Raw genomic sequence first — 21,070 nt, 5'->3', positions numbered from 1 at the left:
AGCATTTTTAATTCCTAAATTAAATATTAGGCAAACATGCCTAATTCTAAGATTTCTTTATTACATTTGCTAGGCATAAATGCCTAAATTATAAAGATGTTAAAGGAGGGATTAAATAAATACCTAAAATCAGCTGAATTTATAAATGCTGACCATCCTGATGTTCAGCAATTTGCAAAGGATGTTACTTTTGGTGCAAAAAAGGATGTTGAAAAGGTAAAATACTTATACTACGCTGTTCGTGATGGCTTTAGATATGATCCCTACAGGCTTCATTTCTCCAAAGAAGATATGAAAGCTAGTAGTTTGCTTAAAAGAGATTATGGTTATTGCGTAGAAAAAAGTTGTCTATTTGCTACAGCTTGCCGCGTAATTGGAATCCCGGCTCGATTGGGTTTTGCCAATGTCCGAAACCATATAGGTACTGCAAAACTTGAGGCAATTCTTAATACTGATATATTGGTTTTTCACGGCTATGCTGAAATTTATTTACATGATAAATGGATTAAAGTGACCCCTGTTTTTAATAGAGAACTTTGTGAAAAGCTTAATGTAAAACCCTTGGAATTTAATCCAGATGATGATTCCATTTTCCAAGAGTATAATGAAAATGGAGGGAAATTTATGGAGTATCTCCATCAATATGGTCATTTCGCAGATATTCCTTATCAATTATTCATGGATGAATTATTAAAGCATTACCCTCATTTAGCAGTCCAAATACAAGAAAGAAACTTATTACTTATCAAATAAAAACTATGGAAACTAAAGAAAAGCAAATCCCTTCACAAACTGGTGGTTCATTTTTAATCAATAAAATACCAGAAAATATTTTTATAGAATCTGATTTTTCAGAAGAACAGAAAATGATGGTAGCTTCTGCAAAAGAATTTGTAGAGCAAGAAGTTTTACCATTAGCTGACGAATTAGAAAAGAAAAAAGATTTATCCCAAACTATTGAGTTGCTGCATAAAGCAGGTGATTTAGGGCTACTAGGTTTAGGTGTTTCTGAAAATTATGGTGGAATAGAAGTGAGTTTTAATACTACCTTAAGGGTAATTGAGGAAATGGCGAAAACGACTGAGTTTTCCCCAGCCATTGGTGTTCAAACCAGCATCGGAATCGCTCCAATTTTATTATATGGTAATGAAAAGCAGAAAGCTCAATATATTCCTGATATGGTTTCGGGAAAGTCAAAAGGTTGCTATTGCCTGACAGAACCTGATGCCGGTTCTGATGCCAATTCTGGTAAAACCAAAGCGATTTATAATGAAGCTGAAAAAGCCTATTATTTGACAGGACAGAAAATGTGGATTACGAATGCAGGAATAGCAGATGTGTTTACCGTTTTTGCCAAGATTGAAGATGATCAAAATTTATCCGCATTTATAGTAGAAAAGGGCTACGAAGGTTTGACTTTAGGAGAAGAAGAGGATAAAATGGGTATTAGAGCTTCTTCAACTCGACAAGTATTTTTGAATGATGTTAAAGTTCCTGAAGAAAACCTTTTGGGCAAAAGAGGAGAGGGCTTTAAAATGGCATTAAATGTTTTGAGTACGGGCAGAATAAAACTCGGAATCGGTGGATTAGGTGTTTCTAAAAAGGCAATTAATTATGCAGTTGAATATTCCGTAAACCGTAAACAATTTGGTCAATCCATAAGCTCATTTGGTGCTATACAGCAAAAGCTGGCTAAAATGGTAGTCAAAACTTATGCGCTTCAAGCTGCTGCTTACAGAACCGGAGAACTAATTGACCAAAAAGAACAAGAATACCTAAAATCAGGAATGTCTGTCGAGGAAGCAAAACCAAAAGCGGTTGTTGCTTATGGAATTGAATGTGCTATCATCAAAGTGTTCGGTACTGAAGCGCAGGATTTTGCAGTAGATGAAGGCTTACAAATTTACGGTGGAATGGGTTTTTCCGAAGAAGCACCTATGGCTCGATTATATCGTGACTCAAGAATCAGCAGGATATTCGAAGGCACCAATGAAATCAACCGCATGTTGATTGTGGATATGCTGTTGAAAAAGGCTATGAATGGAGAGCTGGATTTAATGAATGCTGCCACAGCTCTTCAAAAGGAACTGACCAATATTCCTTCTTTAACACCAAATGAAAATACTGATAACTTAGAACATGCAACTCAGGTATTAGAAAACTTAAAGAAAATCACTTTAATCATAGCCGGAGCAGCAGCCCAAAAGCTGATGATGAAGCTGAAAGATGAGCAAGAAATTTTAATGAATGTAGCCGATATGCTAATTCAAATTTATATGGTGGAATCTGTTATAGTGAAAACCAAGAGAATTAAAGAAACTTTAGGTGAAGAAGCGAGTGCTACTCAAATCGATATCTGTCAATTATTTATGCTGGAGGCGGTAAAAGAAATTAAAAATTCAGCAGAAGAAGCCTTATGGTCATTTTCAGAGGGAGATGAATTGAAAATGATGCAAATGGCATTAAAGCGTTTTACTAAAACAGAAGCTTTCAATGTAAAAGATGTTAGAAGGCGAGTAGCCCAAAGACTTCTTGATGAAGGGGAATATAAGTTTTAGTTCTTTTATTAATTTTAGAAAATTATATCTCATAAAAGAGAGATGTATCCAATCTCTCTTTTGTTAAATTTTTCTATCATTGGTCAATAAATTATAGTATATAAGAATTTATTTTATTAAGGTTTTCATAGAAATCTTAATATTTACCTTCTCACACTAACTCCGTATCCAATAATTTTAACACTTCCCATAAGTTTTCCATCATAATCAATATCTTCTACCTTAGGTTGCTTTTTTTCATTCTTTTTATTAGTGTAAATTAATGGGAAAGCTATTTTAGATTTCACAGTTTCCCCTTTATAAACTGCTGGAATCCAATATTCAGGAATTGATGCAGTCACTTCTAAGATACCTTCTTCAAAATATTCTTTGTGTTTGCCAATGATATTTTTTTTAACCAATACTCCTTTTTCGTCAAATTCTAGTTCCAATAAAATTATTGTATTGATATTTTTCTTCGCAGCATCCGAAGAATAGGTGCTTGAAAGGTTCATTGCCAAAAAATCATATAGATAAAAATGACTTCCCAAATATCTTATTTGCCTGTCTGGCTTAAGACTTTTCCATTTATCATCGTATAGTAGATAAGAAGAGGTGTCTTTATTGATGTGGATTAATTTATTTGAATCATAATCAAAAGAGACGGCTATTTCATCTTTTGAATCATAGTAATGCCAGATCCCTACTCTATATCCATTTTCTACTTTTCCTTTTTGGTACGGTTCATCAATTTCTTGAATTTGAGCTAAGAGATTTAAATTTAATAAGATTAGTATGGGTAGAAATAGTCGTTTCATTATCAGTGTTTTGGTTTGTTTTTAAATTCATTAAAATATGAAATTACAAAAAATTATCAATATGAGAATTTTTCGAATTAAAAGTGATAAGCATCCTATTTTCCTATAAATCAATTTCTTTGTTCACCTAGCCTTTAGACGGACTACCGGATATCAATTTTCTATAAGTTGAATTTTTCATTTTTAATGGCTGAAACCAGTCCAATTGCTGAGCTTCAATCTTTAGCTTCCATGGAAACTTCCGTTCTGACCTTCGGTCTGATTTAGCTGACAGTTGTCCAACTTCGAGTTTCCAACTCTTCATAGTATATTTGATAATGCCAATCCCCCCTTTGGGTGTTTGGGGGCTTTTGAGGGTTAGAGGGCTATTCTGTTAAATTAAACTTCCCTACGTAAAAATTAGGATCCACCAAGATATCCGCATTCTCAGGCAAATTTTCTAGCGCCTTAAAGCTTTTGGAATTGGGTTGAAGCCATTCTGCTTCCCCATTAATGAAAATTCTTATCGGCATTTCAAATCCATCAACGGTATTTTCCCATTTGTAAAGCAATTGGTTTTCTAATACCCTGAAAGTGAAAGTAGGGATTTGCGTAGTTCTTAAATATTGGTCAAAAACTTTATCCAAAGATTTGCCATATGATTCTGAAATATAATTCTCTATTTGTTCAGTAGTGACTGTTTGGTGATAAAATTCCTTATTCAATCCTCTCAAAGTTTGTCGCCATTTTTCATCATCATCAAAAAGTTGTCTGATAAGGTGAAGCATATTCCCACCTTTGTAATACATATCGCCTGAGCCTTCGTAAGAAACACCATATTCTCCGATAATCGGCCGGTCATTTTGAATAGAGGAACGGACTCCTTGCACGTAAGCATTGGCCGCCAAAGAATCGTAATGATAATCTAAAAATAGGTTTTCAGAATAGTGCGTAAATCCTTCATGAATCCACATATCCGCTACATCTTTGTAGGTAATATTATTGGCAAACCATTCATGACCTGATTCATGGATGATGATGAAATCGAATTTCAAGCCCCAGCCGGTTTGGCTTAAATCTCTTCCTCTGTAGCCATTTTTGAACTCATTGCCATAAGTCACAGAACTTTGATGTTCCATTCCCAAATAAGGGGCTTCCACTAATTTATAACTGTCTTCATAAAAAGGGTAGGGGCCAAACCAATATTCAAAGGCTTCTAACATTCTGGGTACTTCCTGAAATTGCTTTTTAGCCTTTTCCAGATTATAGCTTAAAACCCAATAACTACAATCTAATATTCCTTTTTCGCCTTTATACTTTTCAGAGAAATTTACATAATCACCAATATTGAGATTAACCCCATAATTATTGATCGGATTGCTTACAAACCAATGAAAAGTTTGGCTGTTTTTATGCTCCTCGACTTCTCTTAATCTTCCATTCGATACATCCACCAATGGCTTGGGTACATTCACACTAATGAGCATGCTGTCCGGTTCATCAGCAGGATGCTCTTTACAAGGCCACCATACACTAGCGCCTATTCCTTGATTGGCTGTAGCTATAAAATGCTGTCCATTTTGGTCTTTCTTCCAGGTAAATCCACCATCCCAAGGAGCATTTTTTGCGACTCTGGGGTTACCGGAATAGTAAACCGTTAATTCATTCAATTCACCTTTTTTTTGTTTTTCTTTTAATTGGATAAAATGGGCATTAAACTCTGTATTAAATTGTAGCTTTTTACCATTTTGAATAATACTGTCAATCTGCATAGGTTCTTGTAAATCTATTTGCATGATTTGATGAGGCTTTAATACTTTGTATCGAATCAAATTACTACCTGATATTTATTTTTTATCTGGCTTTACTTCAGTTTGCAGGTGGTAATATTTTAAATCCCACCAAATCCTTTGTTCCGTGAGCCCGCCTTTGAGACTGTCAGTCCTAGTAAATTGCTTTTGTGCATATAGCAATGAGCTGAAAAAAGATAATAAAAGGATTGCAACGGTCTTAAAAGGTGAATTCTGCATATGAATTTATTGATCAATTAGAAATTTTGGATGAAAGGTAAATATACTGAAGATATGTTGTTTTCAAATCATTATGGCAGATACCTATAAATAGGTATTTCGACAAAAATTTTTCATTATTCTACTGAAATTATCATCTTGCATAGGTATGAAGATAAAATTGATCAGATTCTTAATCTTGGGCTCTTTAGCACTATTCATGTCAGTATTGGGGCATGCTCAAACTTCTTGGGATGAGTCTTTTACTGCTTTACAAAAGGCTGAAAAGGAAGGCCAATTAGAATTAGCCCAATCATTATTAAATAAGGCATTAGATCAAGCTGAAAATACTTATGGCAAAAAGCATCAAGCTTATGTATTCACATTGCATTTGGGTATTAAATTGTCTTTCAATACAAAGGATTATGAAGCGGGTTTAGCTTTGGCCAAAGAAGAGCTTCAATTGATGAATGAGATTACTTTTGACCAACAAACGCAGTTCTATATTCAATTATTAAATTTTTTAGCACAATTAAATCTTCAAACAAATAACATTTCTGAGGCAAAAAGCTATTCTAAGGATTATATGGAAGTCCTTCAGAAGGAAGATCAAAACTCTTTAAATCATGCCTTGGCGATTTATGATTATGCTTCTTTATTATACCAAAATAATGAAGCGGATGCCTTAGATTATTTTCAAGAGGCACTACCAATTTTGAATCAGTATATTGCTCAAGCTGGAACGCAATATTTGTACTCGCTTTATTATATAGCAAACCTTCTTCAAGAGGATAGTAAATTAGATGAGGCGGCCGGTTATTTTGATAAAGTGATTGGGATTACCCAGGACAATGATTTACAATCTTCCGACTTATGGAAAATTTCAGCTTATCAAAGGGCGCTTATTTATCAGGAGAATAGCCAAAACGATAGGGCAATATCATTTTATGAAATATTGGTTGAGCAATTAGAAAATGATAAGGATATAGATCGGGAAATATATAGTAGTGCAAAGAATAATTTAGGTGTTCTTTATCAGAAAACAGGCCAAACCCAAAAAGGGGAATCATTATTAGCATTAAGCGGCAATGATTTGCAAAGCCAGCTCAATAGTGCAGCAGTTGCTTTTAATAATGGAGAATATAGCACTGCCCTTGCCTTATACAGTACTGCCAATGATTCCCTAAAAATGGAAAAACAGGAAGACAGTCTCCAATCTGCTAAAATTTTGGCGCAGAAGGCATTGGTTTTTAATACCATGGGAAAAATAGATTCTGCTTTAAATTTATTGCTAGGAGTAGATAAAAAGATATTAAATAATATTTCAGGTAAGCATGAAGAAAAGGCTTTGGTCTATAAAAATACAGGTGATTTATATTTGGAGCTTGCTGATTTCGATTCAGCTGAATTATTTTTAAACAGAGCATTAAAACAGTTTGAAGGTAGTAATAAATTCAAAACTGAACTTGAGATTCAAATAAGAAATAGCTTAGGGGTTTTAGAGCAAAACAAGACCAATATTGAAAAGGCTGCTGAATATTTTTTAGGAAATCTAAAATTGATTGAAGAGGCACTTGGCAAAAAAACTGTAGAATATGCCAACACATTGAATAATTTAGGTTCATTGCGATTGGAAGATGGTGATTATGGTTTAGCCGAATCCTATTTTAAGGATGCGGGATTTATTTTTAAATCGATCTTTGATCAAAATCATGAAAGCAATGCTAAAGTTTACGAAAATTTAGGAACCGTTGCGCAAAGCCGTTCACAGTTCAGAAAGGCAGATTCCTTATTTCAGTTAGCTGAGAAAATCTATATAAAAAATTTAGGTGAATCTCATCCATCGCTATTAAATGTATTTTCAAAATTGGCATTGGTAAAATTGGCAGAAGCTGACTATCCCACTTCAGAACAGTATTTCAGAAAAACACTTGATTTATCTAAAACAGTTTTCGGCAATCAAAGTGTGGCAAATGCAGATGCCCTTTCCGGAATGGGCCTATATTATCAAAGCACTGGGAATTTGAAAGAGGCAAAAAGCAATTTGGAGAAAGCTATTGATACCTATGTGAATAAATTAGGCAAACTTCATCCTTCTTATGTTTCTTCAATTGAAAACTTATCATCTATATTCCAAAGCGAAGGAGAAGTGGAAAAAGCACTACCCTTACTCAATGAAGCTTTGAGATTGGATTCTATTATTTATGGTGTTCACCATCCAAAATATGCTACTACCTTGCATAATTTAGCATCTTTATATTTATCAAATGAAGATTATGAAAAGGCGGAAGATTTATATGAAAAATCATTGGTTATTGATGAGACTGTTTATGGTGTTGAAAACCCAACATTTGCAAGCACACAGTATAATTTAGCTGTCCTTTACCAAAAACAAGGAAAGCATATAAAAGCAGATTCACTTTTTTCAAAAGTAACAAAATTAAGAAGGGATGTGTTGGGTGAGAGCCATCCTGATTACATTTTCACGCTCTACGGATGGGGTATTTTAAAGCAAGTGGAAAATGAAATTGATTCTGCTTATGCCTTATTTAATTCATCTGTAAATAGTTATTTGTACCTGTTTAAGGAATATTTCCCCTCTATGAGCGAGAGTGAAAAATCTGCTTTTTACCATAAGGTGACTCCTGTATTTGAGGCCTATAAAGATTTTGCCATTGAGAATTACAAGACAATCCCTAAATTAAAAAAAGATTTATTTGATTTGCAATTGACCACAAAAGCTATGTTGCTCAATGCTTCAGCAAAGATGAGGAATAAAATCCTAAACAGTGGTGATCAAGAATTGGTAACATTATTTAAAAACTGGCAAGACAAGAAAGAAAAAGCCATACAGTATTATTCCTATACCAAGGAAGAGTTAATAGCGCAAAATATTGATTTAGAAGAATTGGAAACATCCATAAACAATATGGAAAAGGAGCTGAGCTTACAATCTAATTTATTTAATGCCGGATTTGGTTCAGACATTATTAATTGGAAAAAATTACAGCAAAACTTAGCTCCAAATACAGGAGTTATTGAGTTGGTCCGAGTTAAAAAAAGTTTGAAAAATGACTCTATTATCTATGCCGGACTGATTTTAACTGATACCATGGAGGAACCTGAAATAGCAGTATTACAGGAAGGGAGGAGAATCGAAAAGCAATATTTTAACGCCTATCAAAACCTGATTAAATTCAAATTGATGGATAAGATTTCCTATGAAAACCTTTGGGAATGGGTAGATCAAAAAATCCCGGAAGGATTGGATAAACTTTTCATCAGCCCTGATGGAATTTACAACAAAATCAACATCAATACTTTATACAGTGAGAATCTAAATCAATACCTTTTAGAAAAGGAAAATATCAGGATTATTACAAGTGCTCGGGACTTAATAAAAGATAGAAAATCCGAAGGATATGCAATCCCGAAAATGGATGAAAAAGAGCTTAATACGCCATCATTACCAAGTTTAGTCCTTATAGGATCACCGGATTTTTCTTTAGGTAGATCAGAAGACGAAATGAATTTAACGGCACAAAATGTTGGCCTCATGAGGAATTTTACCGGTGGAATTCCTGCACTTCCAGGAACGAAAATTGAGATAAATGCCATTGATTCCATGACCAGGTCTAACAATTGGGAAGTACAAAAATATCTTGATCAAGAGGCTAATGAAATCTTGATTGATAGTTTGACTGCTCCTAATATTTTGCATATTGCCACTCATGGTTTTTTTAAGACCTATGATGCTGATAAAAAAATTTCAGGAGTAGATAATCAAGGAAACGAGGAAAACCCATTATTAAGATCGGGTATTTTGCTTTCTGGAGCGTCCATAGGCTTGGCTGGTGGTTTGCCTTACGAAAACAGTTTTGAAGACGGCTTACTGACGGCTTATGAGACCATGAACTTGAATCTTGAAGGAACCGAATTAGTGGTACTTTCGGCTTGTGAAACCGGATTAGGAGATGTTAAGAATGGAGAGGGCGTATATGGACTGCAAAGAGCATTTTTAGTGGCAGGAGCTGAAAATTTAATCATGAGTTTGTGGACAGTAAATGACTACACGACCCAGCTTTTGATGACCGAATTTTATAAACATTGGACTGAAGGAGATGATAAATTCACATCATTTCGAAAGGCGCAAATGAAAATAAAAGAGGAGTTTCCACAACCCTACTATTGGGCGGCCTTTACAATTATCGGAGAATAGATTATGAAGTATTGTAAGAAAATATATTTGTCCATCATTTTTTCTTTAGTTTGCTTTTTGGGGCTTTCACAATCTCAAAAGGATTCCATTGAACAGGTGCTTGATTCAATTTATCCTAAGCAAATTGTAAGCGAAATCAGTACCGAGAATTTTACCGAATATGCACCCAGTATTAGCGCAAACGGCAGAACTTTAATTTACGAATCCAATAAAGATGGGTCTTGGAAATTATATTTGACCCGTGAGGAAAATGGCGTATGGACTGATGAAATTTCTTTGGACAGTATTAATAATTTCGGAGATTCTATTGATGTGATTAGTGGCCCCAATTTTAGCTATGATGGAAATAGAATATATTTTCATGCTTCATTTGACGGTGGACAAGGCTCAGAGGATATTTATTATTCAGAAAGAATTGGTGATAGTTGGTCTAAACCGCAGAATTTAGGGTCTGAAATAAATACCAGAAGTTTTGATGGTTTCCCCACCATAACTACTGACGGGAAAACACTTTATTTTGCCCGAAATAGTAAAAATACTCCAGAGGGTGTAACTGAATTTTGTTATGAATTATATGTTACGCATAAAACAGATTCTGGCTGGACAGAACCCAAAGTATTGCCATACCCCGTTAATTTAGGTTGTGAGAAGGCTCCTAAAATTATGGCAGATAACAGGACATTGATTTTCGCATCCTTAAGGGAAAGCGGCATGGGAGGTTTTGATTTGTATCAAACCCAATTAAATGCCGATGGTGACTGGAAAAGCCCTGTTCCGCTTGAATACGTGAACACTACTGATAATGACCTGTTTTCTTGTATTTCTGCTTCCGGAGAAATCATGTACTTTTCTAAAAAGGATGATATTTACAGTGTAAAAATTCCAGAAGAATATCGTCAATTTCAAAATGTAACTATTCAGGGGTTAATAAGAGATGCAGATAGTCAAAATCCACTTTCGGCTTCCCTAAGAATTACTGATGCCAACACTTCTGAACTGATTACAAGCTTTGATAATAATCCATCTGATGGTTATTATTCCATAGTACTTTCCGCAGGAAGGGCCTATAATTTGGAAGTGAGAAAAGATGATTTTAGCAGTGCCCTTTATTATTATGATCTGCGGGATATTGAAAGTTACCAAGAATATGAAAAAAATATAGATTTGTTCACTACTGCTCATTTGAATGTAAATATCTATGACATTGAATTATATGATCCTTTAAAAGCCACCATCACCGTAAAAAATGATATAGGCAGAACAGTAGATGTAGTGGAATCGGATGGTGAAAACTGGAAAACACAAGTTGATTTACCGATCGGTAGTGCTTACAATATTACAGTTGAAAGTGAGAATTTCAAATCCAAAAACTTTTCAATTGATTTAAAAGGCTTGATTTTGTACAGAGAATATGAACAAGATATTGAATTGGTTCCTGAAAAAGTAGGAGTGCCCATTAATGTTAATGATTTATTAAGTGGAGGATCAGTTTCCTCATCTCAACTGATTATCAGAAATAAAACCAGAAATGAGGAGATTGTGATATCAGGTAACCAAACCATTAATTTGAGAGTGGGTGACCGATATATGGTGGAAGCTTCCAGTGATAGAGGATATGCTTTTAATTCTACGGAGATTGGGATTACCAAGGAGGGAAAGTTACAAACAATTGATGAGGAGACTGGTGAAGTTCAGGAAGACAGCAAAGGTGTTGAGTTAAAATTACAGCCGCTGGCTAAAGATGCCAATCTTACCTTAAAGGACATCTATTTTGAGTCCAATTCTTCCGATCTTTTTGAAAGCAGTTTTGAAGAATTGGATAGGGTAATAAAGTTAATGCAGTCTTATCCTAGCATGAAAATCGAGATTGCGGCTCATACTGATGATATTGGAGCTGCTTCTTATAATGTGCGATTATCCAAAGAAAGAGCAAACAGTGTAATCGACTATATTACGAGTAATAATATTAAAGAAGATAGATTAATTTCTGAGGGTTATGGCGAATCAAATCCAGTTGTTCCAAATGATTCCGATGAAAATAGGGCTAAAAACCGCAGAGTGGAACTGAAAATTTTGGATATTAAATTGGCTCAAAACGATTAAGAAAAATGAAAAAGTTAATATATATCGTATCGTTTTTAATCTTATTGCCTAATGTGAATTATGCCCAAGTAGAATTGGATTATGATGACGACATAAATCCTTACTTTTTAGGCGATAGTAGTGAATTGGTTTTTCCTCTTTTGTACGATTTTTTTAAAAGCAATAATGATCATCCGGCAACTAATATCCAACTGTCCCTAATTTTTGAAGAAAGATACAAAAGTGCTCACCCTATTTCAGACTATGAGGCGGCCATTTCAAATGCAGAAAGAGCAAAATTATTATTCGGGCGATCGAGGGATTTAATTGATGACAGGGAGGTCAGAAGAAATGCCTGGCATTATCCGAATTTCACCAATGAATTTAAAAGAAATGGAAAGCCAGTTGTTGAGTTTGAGACCATTCAACTTGTGCATCAAAAAGGGCTAAAGGAAGCGGATTCCTTCTTGACCTATATGCCACCTATCTACGAGAATTTCATGAAGATGGTGGAACAATATGATTTGGCTTCCAAAAATTTTGTAAGAATTAACGGAGATTATAATTCTTTAAAGGATATTTACCTTCTTTATGATAAAGAATTGGAGGCTAGATTCGAGTTGGTGAAGAATAGTTATGACTCAACCCTCTATTATTTTAAAAAGTATAAAGAGGCGGCCAATGCATATCCTCCATTTGATCTAAATCAAAAATTGTCTTTTAATAAAATTCAAACTTATAGATTGGATGGATTGGTAATCCAAACCGATTTTTTGGTTGATAACATTCAGTTATGGGATTATGCTACTTGGGTCAATCAAGTTAAAAAAGTCATTGACACTGAAATAAGTCAATTAAGAAATGACATTGAAAAAATAGAAAGTAAACTTGAAAATAGTTTTGCTAGAATGAATGATTGGGCACCTAACGATTCTATAGACGTTGACCCAATTGAAAGAAAATCTATTTACAAAATTAGAAAATATGATTTAAATTCTCCTGTGGCCAATGTGTTTCAGTATAAGGACGATAAACTTGATTTACTTAATGAGCAGAAAAATTTATTAGTCTATGATACAGCTGAAGAAATCTCCTATCAAGTGAAATTATATGCTATTAATAGAGTTTTTCAGCAAACCATAACCCTAGAAAGTGATCTTGAGAAGTATAGTAGTGAGGTCCTCGCAAGTAATTTAAATAAGAATAAAGATTTTTACGAAAACCATTACAACGGCATTGAAGATTTTAAAACTTATTTTAATTCTGAAGCTACTGAATTGCTTAAAATAAGAGGTGAAACGGCCAATAGACTGAAAACACAGATTATCGATCAATATGAAAATCCTTTTAATCAAGAGATACCGAAATATAGAGGCATAAATTACGAATGGCAAAACCCATTAAACGAGTATGATTCCTTGGTGAAAAATATGGCATATATTAATTTTTCTAGAACTAATGTAAATGATTTAGAATATATAGGGGGTTATTATTTCAATCAGGATAGTGTGCCACAGGCATTTTATGGTGCTAAGAATGGCACCAACATTCAATGGTATAATGCTGTTCCGTCAAAATATGAATCAAATAAAGCATGGCAAAAAGTTACGAACATAAATGTAGTCGGAGGCGGTGATTTAAACTATTTACTTTTTGAGAGTCATATAGATTCGTTGGATTTTGTAAATCACATTATAGTGTCCGATGAAAAAGGTGAGATTAAGAATGATATTATGGTTGATACACAAGAAAAACCTGTTGAGTTAATTTCACTACGAAATAGTAATCTCCAATTGGCTTTTTATCAGGGTGATGGCTTAGGGGATGCTTTGTGGCCTAGTTTTATGACAATTGTGAAATTCCATCCTGATAGTTCTGAATATACAAGTAAGGAAATTGATATAGATGGAAAATTTGAAGGGGTCTTTCAAACAGATGCTGGAATTATTTTGGTTTCTTCATCTGAGGATGGAAAGAACCTCTATTCATCTCTTTTTGATAGTGATTTTAATAGCTTGAAGAAAAATACATTTAGTTTTAAGGAAGCTTTAAATATTAAATATACCTACCAAATAAGTGAAAGTAGCTTACATTTATTGAATGGAAAGGGTGAAACAGGTCATGTTGTACTGACTGATGAGTTAGCATTACGTTATTCCGATATTCCACTAACCCAGGATGGTATATAAAAAAGCAAGAAAGCAGGGGCTTTCTTGCCATTAATTTTTCAGTTAAAGTAATTTTAATCCTACGCTAAGCATGATTTGATTAACTCTTACCTTTCCTTCGTCATTACCTAAAATGGCTTGATTACTAAGGTTGCCTTCATACCTCAAATCAACAATCAGTTTTGAGATATCTAATCCAATCCCAGCTTGATATGCAAATACTGCACTTTTATATTCTGAAACTGAATCATCAAAATCAACTTCATCACCGAGATTAAAGCTAGCGACAGGCCCAGCATTTACTCGGAAAGGCCCCATTTTCCAACCAAATAGGATTGGCATATCGATTTTGTTTTGATTAAATTCTAGGGTTTTCACATCATTAGGATCGGTGGCATCTGTATATTCACCATTAACGGAATTAAAATATGCTTCTGGTTGAATGTAGAATCCAGTTATCTTTATTCTGGCAAACACTCCGCCATGATAACTGTATTTAGAATCCCCTGCTTGGTAAGCATCAACGTTATCCTTTAAACTTAATGTAGTATTACTGATACCCAATTTAGGACCAACGGTAAAAATTTGTGCCTTGGCACTCATCCCAATAAAAAATAATAATGCTGTTAATGTTAAAATCCTTTTCATCTTGATTAATTTTAGTGTTTGAATGAGTATAACGTTTTTTATGACAAATGTTATACTTTCAACGATTAAATCCATGAATATTAAGACGAAAGTAGAATCCCATTTGCATGATATTTTATCCAAAAGAAAAGAATTAGGTGGATATCGTTATTTAAGAAAAATTGATGAAAAATTCATTGATTTCAGCTCCAATGATTATTTAGGTTTAGCTAGAATTAGGGAGATCAATGACGTACCTTCAAAATTTGTGGATAATGGTGCGGCAGGCTCACGATTATTAAGCGGAAATAAATACTATCATGAAGCATTAGAGCATTATTTGTCTGATTTTTTTAGTGCTCCAGCCTCTTTAATTTTCAATTCAGGATATATGGCCAATTTGGGCGTTTTATCATCTGTACCTCAAAAAGGTGATACTGTTTTGATGGACGAGCTTTCTCATATTTGCATTAAGGAAGGAGTAAGGTTGAGCAGGGCTAAATATTATAATTTTAAGCATAATGATTTAAATGATTTGGAGTTAAAACTTCAAAAAGCGAAAGGTAATATATTTATAGTAGTGGAATCAGTCTATTCAATGGATGGAGACCAAGCACCCTTGGAACATATAGTGGAATTGACCCAAAGATATGAAGCGGCCGTTATTGTGGATGAGGCTCATTCAACAGGTCTATATGGCGAAAGCGGTTTTGGCTTATGCTGTGATTTAGGAATTGAAGATAAAATATTAGCTCGGATTTACACATTTGGAAAGGCAACGGGAGCTCATGGTGCAGCAGTTTGCGGGGGTGAAATTTTGAAAGAATATTTGATTAATTATAGCAGACAATTTATTTATACTACTGCATTACCTCATCATAGTATTTTGTCAATCCATAATGCACTGGAGTATCGAAAGCAACATCCTGAGCTATGGAAAAAACTTAGAAGTAATATTGAGCTTTTCAGAAATAATCTCAATCCTTCAATTCCCAAATTAAATAGTTTTCATCCCATTCAAGGAATTATTTTGAATAATTCTGAAAACACTATAACGTTTTCTAAGTATTTAAATAAATTCGGTTTTGACATTAGACCGATTTTAAGTCCAACTGTACCTAAAGGAAAAGAAAGGGTCAGGATATGCTTACATGCTTTCAATTCTGAGGAAGAAATTACAAATTTGTGTCACCACATCAATAAGTATTTTAAATAAGTCTAATAGGCAATTACATGAGGAAGTTTAATTTCATTTAAATACTCATAACACATTATCAATCATTTGATTATTAATTATAAGAAGCTAGAAATGAATTACTTTATAACAGCCATAGGCACGGATAGCGGTAAATCACTTTTCAGTGCCATCATTTGTGAGGCATTGGAAGCCGATTATTGGAAACCTATTCAAGCAGGCTATCCAAGGGATACTGATTATGTGGGAGGTTTATTAAGTAATCTAAAATCAGATTTAATACCTGAGAAATACGTACTGAATACACCAGCATCTCCACATTATGCCGCTGAGGTCGATAAGGTTAGATTAGAAGTTGAGGATTTTGACATTCCAAAAACTGATAATGAACATTTGGTTATTGAAGGGGCTGGGGGAGTTTTGGTTCCCATAAATGAAAAAGAATTTGTTATTGACTTTCCTCAATCATGGAAAACCTCCGTAATATTAGTAGCGAATCTTTATTTAGGTAGTATAAATCATACATTATTAACTATTAATGAGTTAAAGCGTAGGGGAGTTGATGTGAGGGGGATTGTTTTCAATGGTCCCTCAAATCCAGCAAGTGAAGATATTATACTTCGGCACAGTGGCTATTCTTGTTTGTTAAGGATTAAAGAAGAAAAAGTAATTAATCATGAAGTGGTCAGAAGGTATGCTGCAGCTTTAAAAAAGAATTTATGAATTGGTTAGAAAGAGATAGTGAGAGTATTTGGCATCCTTTTACGCAATTGGTCAATGGATTTGATCATATTATGGTGGAGAAAGCAGAAGGCATGTATCTACATACTTCTGACGGCAGGAAAATCATGGATGCCATTTCAAGTTGGTGGGTCAATTTACATGGACATAGTCATCCTAGAATAGCAGAGGCAGTGGCTAAGCAAGCTCAAAACTTGGAACATGTCATTTTCGCAGGTTTTACTCATGAACCCGCGATTGAATTAGCTGAAAACTTACTTTCCATATTACCTAAAAACCAATCTAAAATATTTTATTCCGACAATGGAAGTACCGCAAATGAAGTGGCTTTAAAAATGGCGTTTCAATATTGGTACAATAAAGGACATGAGGAAAGAAAAAAAGTTATCGCTTTTGAAGGTGCCTATCATGGCGATACTTTTGGCGCTATGTCGGTAGGGGATAGGGGCCCATTTTCGGCACCATTTTCTCCTTTTCTTTTTGAAGTGGAATTCCTGCCAATGCCAACTCAAGGTAAGGATGATGAACTGATTCAGCAGTTTTATCAATTAGTGGATTCTGGACAAGTGGCCGCATTTATTTTTGAGCCTTTAGTGTTGGGTTCTGCAGGAATGAAAATGTATGCTGCCGAGCTCTTGGATAAGCTAATCAATATAGCGCAAGATCATGATGTGATCTGCATAGCGGATGAGGTATTTACAGGTTTTGGCAGGACTGGAAAATATTTTGCTTCTGATTATTTGGAAAACAAGCCAGATATTTTCTGTCTTTCAAAAGGTTTAACGGGTGGTACCATGGCTCTTGGCGTGACTTCATGCACAGCCAAAATTATGGATCCATATAAAAGTTCTGATATTATGAAAACCTTTTTTCATGGCCATAGCTTTACAGCAAATCCCATTGCTTGCGCAGCCTCCATTGCAAGTTTTGAATTATTGGTGGAAGAAAGCACCCAAGCTCAAATATCTAAAATAAGCGAATGGCAAAAAGACTTTAATGCACATATCTCGAAGCATCCTAAAGTGCTAAATAGCCGAGTGCTAGGAACTATATTTGCATTGGAATTAAAAACGGATTCGGATACTTCCTATGTCAATGAAGTTCGTCATAAACTCTATCCTTTCTTTCTTGAGCGTAATATTTTACTTCGCCCTTTAGGAAATGTGATCTATATTTTGCCTCCATACATCATCAAAAAAGAGGAGATTGATAAAGTTTATGGGGCTGTAGAAGAGATGTTAGAGAGTTTGTAGTAGATACTATTTTATCAATTCGCTGAATAGACTTTAATAATCTAATTTGGAATTGATGCTTCCTTACAGGTACAAAAAGACGATAAGTTTAATATGTTTCTACTTCTTTGAAAGTTGCTCACTTTTTAAAAAAATATTTTCAATATTTCCTCACCCTTTTCGATGCTCCTTGGCATTTAGATTATAAATTTGTCTTATGGATTATTTAAGTCATTTGAATCCACCGCAGAGAGAAGGTGTTGAGAATTTAGAAGGCCCCACTATGATTATAGCGGGTGCCGGTTCCGGAAAAACCAGAGTACTGACCTACAGAATTGCGCACTTGATTACTACTAAAAATGTGGATCCCTTTAGTATTTTGGCCTTAACATTTACCAATAAAGCCGCACGTGAAATGCGCGATAGGATTGAAAGGGTAGTGGGTACCGATGCCCGAAATCTTTGGATGGGAACATTTCACTCCGTTTTTGCCCGAATACTAAGGGCTGAGGCTGATAAATTAGGTTACCCGAGCAATTTCACCATTTATGATACGGAAGATTCGAAATCATTAATTCGCGCCATTGTCCGGGAGATGGGCTTGGATGATAAAGTTTATAAACAAAACATCATCTATAATAGAATTTCAGGAGCTAAGAACAATTTGGTTTCCTGGCAGAATTACATGAACAATTCCATTTATGTTTCAGAAGATGAGCAAGCACAGAAACCTAAAATGGGGGCAATCTATAAAGAATATGTGCAACGCTGTTTCCGCTCGGGAGCCATGGATTTTGATGATTTATTGTTTAATACCAATGTGCTCTTCCGTGATCATTTGGACGTGTTGAATAAATATCAACAGCGTTTCAAATACGTTATGATAGATGAGTTTCAAGACACCAATATTTCGCAATACCTGATTACCAAAAGACTTTCGTCTGTTCATCAAAACATTTGTGTGGTAGGGGATGATGCACAAAGTATTTATGCTTTTCGTGGTGCCAATATTCAGAATATTTTAAACTTCGAAAAAGATTATCCTGACTTAAGGGTAATTAAATTGGAGCAGAATTACCGTAGTACGCAGAATATTGTAAATGCTGCTAATTCTGTAATTCTAAAGAATGCTGCTCAGTTGAAGAAAAATATTTGGACGCAGAATGATGATGGTGAGTTGGTTCACCTTATAAAGTCCACTTCCGATAATGAAGAGGGTAGATTAGTGGCATCTTCTATTTTTGAGGATAAGAATAATAAAAAACTTGAAAATAAGGATTTTGCTATTCTTTACAGAACCAACAGCCAATCCCGTGCTATGGAGGAAGCACTTAGAAAAAGTAATATTCCTTACAGGATTTACGGTGGTTTATCTTTCTACCAACGAAAAGAAATCAAGGATTTGTTGGCTTATCTACGTTTTACCATCAACCATAATGACGAACAATCCTTTAGACGTATTATCAATTTACCTAAAAGGGGGATAGGCGCTTCATCGGTTGATAAAATTGTGGTGGCCGCTTATGAGAATGAACTGGGAATCTGGGAAGTATTACAGAAAAGTCAAAGAGTATTACCTAGCCGAGCCGCTAATGCGGTGGATAATTTTGTGACCCTCATTAAATCTTTCAAAATAAGATTAGAGAGAGCAGATGCTTATGATACGGCTGCTTTTATTGCCAAGCAAAGTGGTTTATTGAAGGAATTATATGACGATAAAACCATAGAAGGCTTAAACCGATACGAGAACGTTCAGGAATTGCTTAATGCCATTAAAGAATTTGTGGATGATGAACAACAAGAGGATAAATCTCTGGAGGCTTTCATTGCGGATGTGGCTTTATTGACCGATGCGGACAATGAGGATAAAGATAATAACGATCATGTCAATTTAATGACCATTCACTCCGCCAAAGGACTGGAGTTCAAGCATGTTTTCATTGTGGGAATGGAAGAGGATTTATTTCCTTCACAGATGATGTTAAACAGCCGTGCAGATTTGGAAGAGGAGCGCAGGTTGTTTTATGTTGCACTCACTAGGGCAATGGAAAAAGTTACATTGAGCTATGCCCTTACCCGTTATCGTTTTGGTAGATTGAAGAATTGCGAGCCTAGCCGTTTTATAGAGGAAATTGATCCTGAATTTGTAAAGGTAGATAGAAAATTCAACCGCTCCGAACCAATGGGTAATTTGAATAATGGCAGTAGCAATAGTGTTTATGCCAAAAACTTAGTGGCACAGCGAAAAACAGAAAGGAAAGCAGTACCACCGGGCAAGAAACTACATACTCCATCGCCCGATTTCGCTCCTAGTGATACTCGTACATTGGATACTGGCATGAAGGTAGAACATCCTAAATTTGGATTTGGAGAAGTTAAGAAAATGGATGTGCAAGGGGCCAATAGAAAAGCCACTATTGAATTTGAGAATTTTGGTGAAAAAACACTCTTACTGACTTTTGCTAAGTTACGGATAATGGAAAGTTGATTTTTAAAATCAATTTAGCTTTTCTTAAGATTTAAAACTTTATAAATACTTATTTAGGCAATATTGTGATATAAATATGTTTGTATATTATCTCGACTAAGTAAATCACCTAATCTAAATTTCCGAATAGCACTAATGTTTGGAAGATGGAATCTTGTGACATTTGAATATAAATAAAAATCAAAATTCAATTGTTATGAAAACGTATCCAAATATTCTAAAGCCGGTTAAACAATATGTTCTGATTGGAATCATCGTTTTGATCACCCTATTTGGTTTAACCTTGAAAGCAAATGCGCAAAGTACATTATTAGCTAATAATGTAGATAAAATCAATAATGCCATGACTGTACAATTGGCAGATTATGATTATGATATAATCATTCCTAAAATAACCACTGAAGAATTGAATTCCATAACGGATGCCGTATTTAATCAATTGGTTTACGTTGCGGATGGTAAAACTGGATACTATTTTTATATGGGGGGCGAATGGGAGACACAAAACATAAGAGAAGTATTCGAATTGATAGATAGTAATTTGCATCTTCAAGAACCTAGTGCTGAAAGCTTAATAATAATGGCGGACAAGGACGATTCTAAGACGCTTTTAGATTATAACCACCATGTTAAAAATATTTATCAGAATTTTGTGTTTGATGAAAAGGATAAAGCATTAGCAATTTATTTATACTAATAATAGTTTTTATAGTGATAGGTTTTTAAGTCGTAAAAGGCAATGTGTTGATTCGCATTGCCTTTTTTGATTCTATCTTTTTGGGTTCAGGGTGTATTACCTCTAGCTGATGAAAATTTCAGTTGAAGGATGACCAGTCTTTAGCTAAAAAGACACTATCCCAAAAAGTGTGTAACTAAAAATTTTGTAGATAGGGTTAAGATTCATTCAATCTGACCCTATCTTCAAATATAATAAGAAAACTGTTAAGTATTACTCCCCAGTTTCTAATAGGCTGA

12 protein-coding genes and 1 pseudogene are annotated in these 21,070 nt (G+C 34.6%); 10 read left to right on the top strand and 3 right to left on the bottom strand.

Features of this window, described 5'->3' with window-relative positions:
* The first annotated feature begins 96 nt into the window (after positions 1-96).
* Both ACFE0M_RS13070 and ACFE0M_RS13065 read left to right on the top strand, forming a co-directional pair.
* Positions 97-753 (top strand): transglutaminase-like domain-containing protein, encoded by a 657-nt coding sequence (locus tag ACFE0M_RS13070; RefSeq protein WP_434546220.1) that lies wholly within the window; start codon positions 97-99, stop codon positions 751-753.
* 5 nt (positions 754-758) lie between these two features.
* A complete protein-coding gene (locus ACFE0M_RS13065; RefSeq protein WP_434546219.1) occupies positions 759-2,558 on the top strand; it encodes an acyl-CoA dehydrogenase family protein in 1,800 nt (599 codons plus the stop codon).
* Between the two features lie 143 nt (positions 2,559-2,701).
* On the opposite strand, the gene ACFE0M_RS13060 is transcribed toward ACFE0M_RS13065, so the two are convergent.
* Positions 2,702-3,355: a hypothetical protein gene (locus ACFE0M_RS13060; RefSeq protein WP_434546218.1), complete on the bottom strand. Its 654-nt coding sequence runs from the start codon at positions 3,353-3,355 to the stop codon at positions 2,702-2,704.
* 365 nt (positions 3,356-3,720) lie between these two features.
* Positions 3,721-5,364 (bottom strand): annotated as a pseudogene (locus ACFE0M_RS13055) (M1 family metallopeptidase).
* Between the two features lie 148 nt (positions 5,365-5,512).
* On the opposite strand from ACFE0M_RS13055, the gene ACFE0M_RS13050 reads away from it, so the two are divergent.
* Genes ACFE0M_RS13050 through ACFE0M_RS13040 form a run of 3 tightly spaced genes read left to right on the top strand, consistent with a single transcriptional unit; the run spans position 5,513 to position 13,833 of the window.
* Entirely contained in the window at positions 5,513-9,562 is a 4,050-nt protein-coding gene (locus ACFE0M_RS13050; RefSeq protein ID WP_434546217.1) for a tetratricopeptide repeat protein, read from the top strand.
* 3 nt (positions 9,563-9,565) lie between these two features.
* Positions 9,566-11,665: an OmpA family protein gene (locus ACFE0M_RS13045; RefSeq protein WP_434546216.1), complete on the top strand. Its 2,100-nt coding sequence runs from the start codon at positions 9,566-9,568 to the stop codon at positions 11,663-11,665.
* 5 nt (positions 11,666-11,670) lie between these two features.
* A complete protein-coding gene (locus ACFE0M_RS13040) occupies positions 11,671-13,833 on the top strand; it encodes a hypothetical protein (RefSeq protein WP_434546215.1) in 2,163 nt (720 codons plus the stop codon).
* A gap of 42 nt (positions 13,834-13,875) precedes the next feature.
* Here ACFE0M_RS13040 and ACFE0M_RS13035 read toward each other — a convergent pair whose 3' ends face one another.
* Positions 13,876-14,460: a porin family protein gene (locus ACFE0M_RS13035; protein ID WP_434546214.1), complete on the bottom strand. Its 585-nt coding sequence runs from the start codon at positions 14,458-14,460 to the stop codon at positions 13,876-13,878.
* Positions 14,461-14,533: 73 nt separating this feature from the next.
* Here ACFE0M_RS13035 and ACFE0M_RS13030 point away from each other — a divergent pair, with 73 nt between their 5' ends.
* The 5 genes from ACFE0M_RS13030 (at position 14,534) to ACFE0M_RS13010 (ending at position 20,792) form a co-directional block, all read left to right on the top strand.
* Positions 14,534-15,655: an aminotransferase class I/II-fold pyridoxal phosphate-dependent enzyme gene (locus ACFE0M_RS13030; RefSeq protein ID WP_434546213.1), complete on the top strand. Its 1,122-nt coding sequence runs from the start codon at positions 14,534-14,536 to the stop codon at positions 15,653-15,655.
* Between the two features lie 93 nt (positions 15,656-15,748).
* Complete coding sequence (bioD, locus tag ACFE0M_RS13025) at positions 15,749-16,357, top strand: dethiobiotin synthase (RefSeq protein WP_434546212.1); 609 nt, start codon at positions 15,749-15,751, stop codon at positions 16,355-16,357.
* Positions 16,354-17,628, top strand: coding sequence for an adenosylmethionine--8-amino-7-oxononanoate transaminase (gene bioA, locus ACFE0M_RS13020; RefSeq protein ID WP_434546211.1), 1,275 nt, complete (start codon positions 16,354-16,356; stop codon positions 17,626-17,628). Before bioD ends, bioA begins: the two co-directional genes overlap by 4 nt.
* Positions 17,629-17,824: 196 nt before the next feature.
* Positions 17,825-20,095 (top strand): ATP-dependent helicase, encoded by a 2,271-nt coding sequence (locus tag ACFE0M_RS13015; RefSeq protein WP_434546210.1) that lies wholly within the window; start codon positions 17,825-17,827, stop codon positions 20,093-20,095.
* 196 nt (positions 20,096-20,291) lie between these two features.
* The gene (locus tag ACFE0M_RS13010) at positions 20,292-20,792 is read left to right on the top strand and encodes a hypothetical protein (protein WP_434546209.1); all 501 of its coding nucleotides are present in this window, start codon (positions 20,292-20,294) and stop codon (positions 20,790-20,792) included.
* The last annotated feature ends 278 nt before the right edge of the window (positions 20,793-21,070 follow it).

Origin of the sequence: Marivirga sp. (genome assembly GCF_051117495.1) — a bacterium.
Classification (GTDB): domain Bacteria; phylum Bacteroidota; class Bacteroidia; order Cytophagales; family Cyclobacteriaceae; genus Marivirga.
This window is presented reverse-complemented; position numbering and strand designations above follow the sequence as displayed.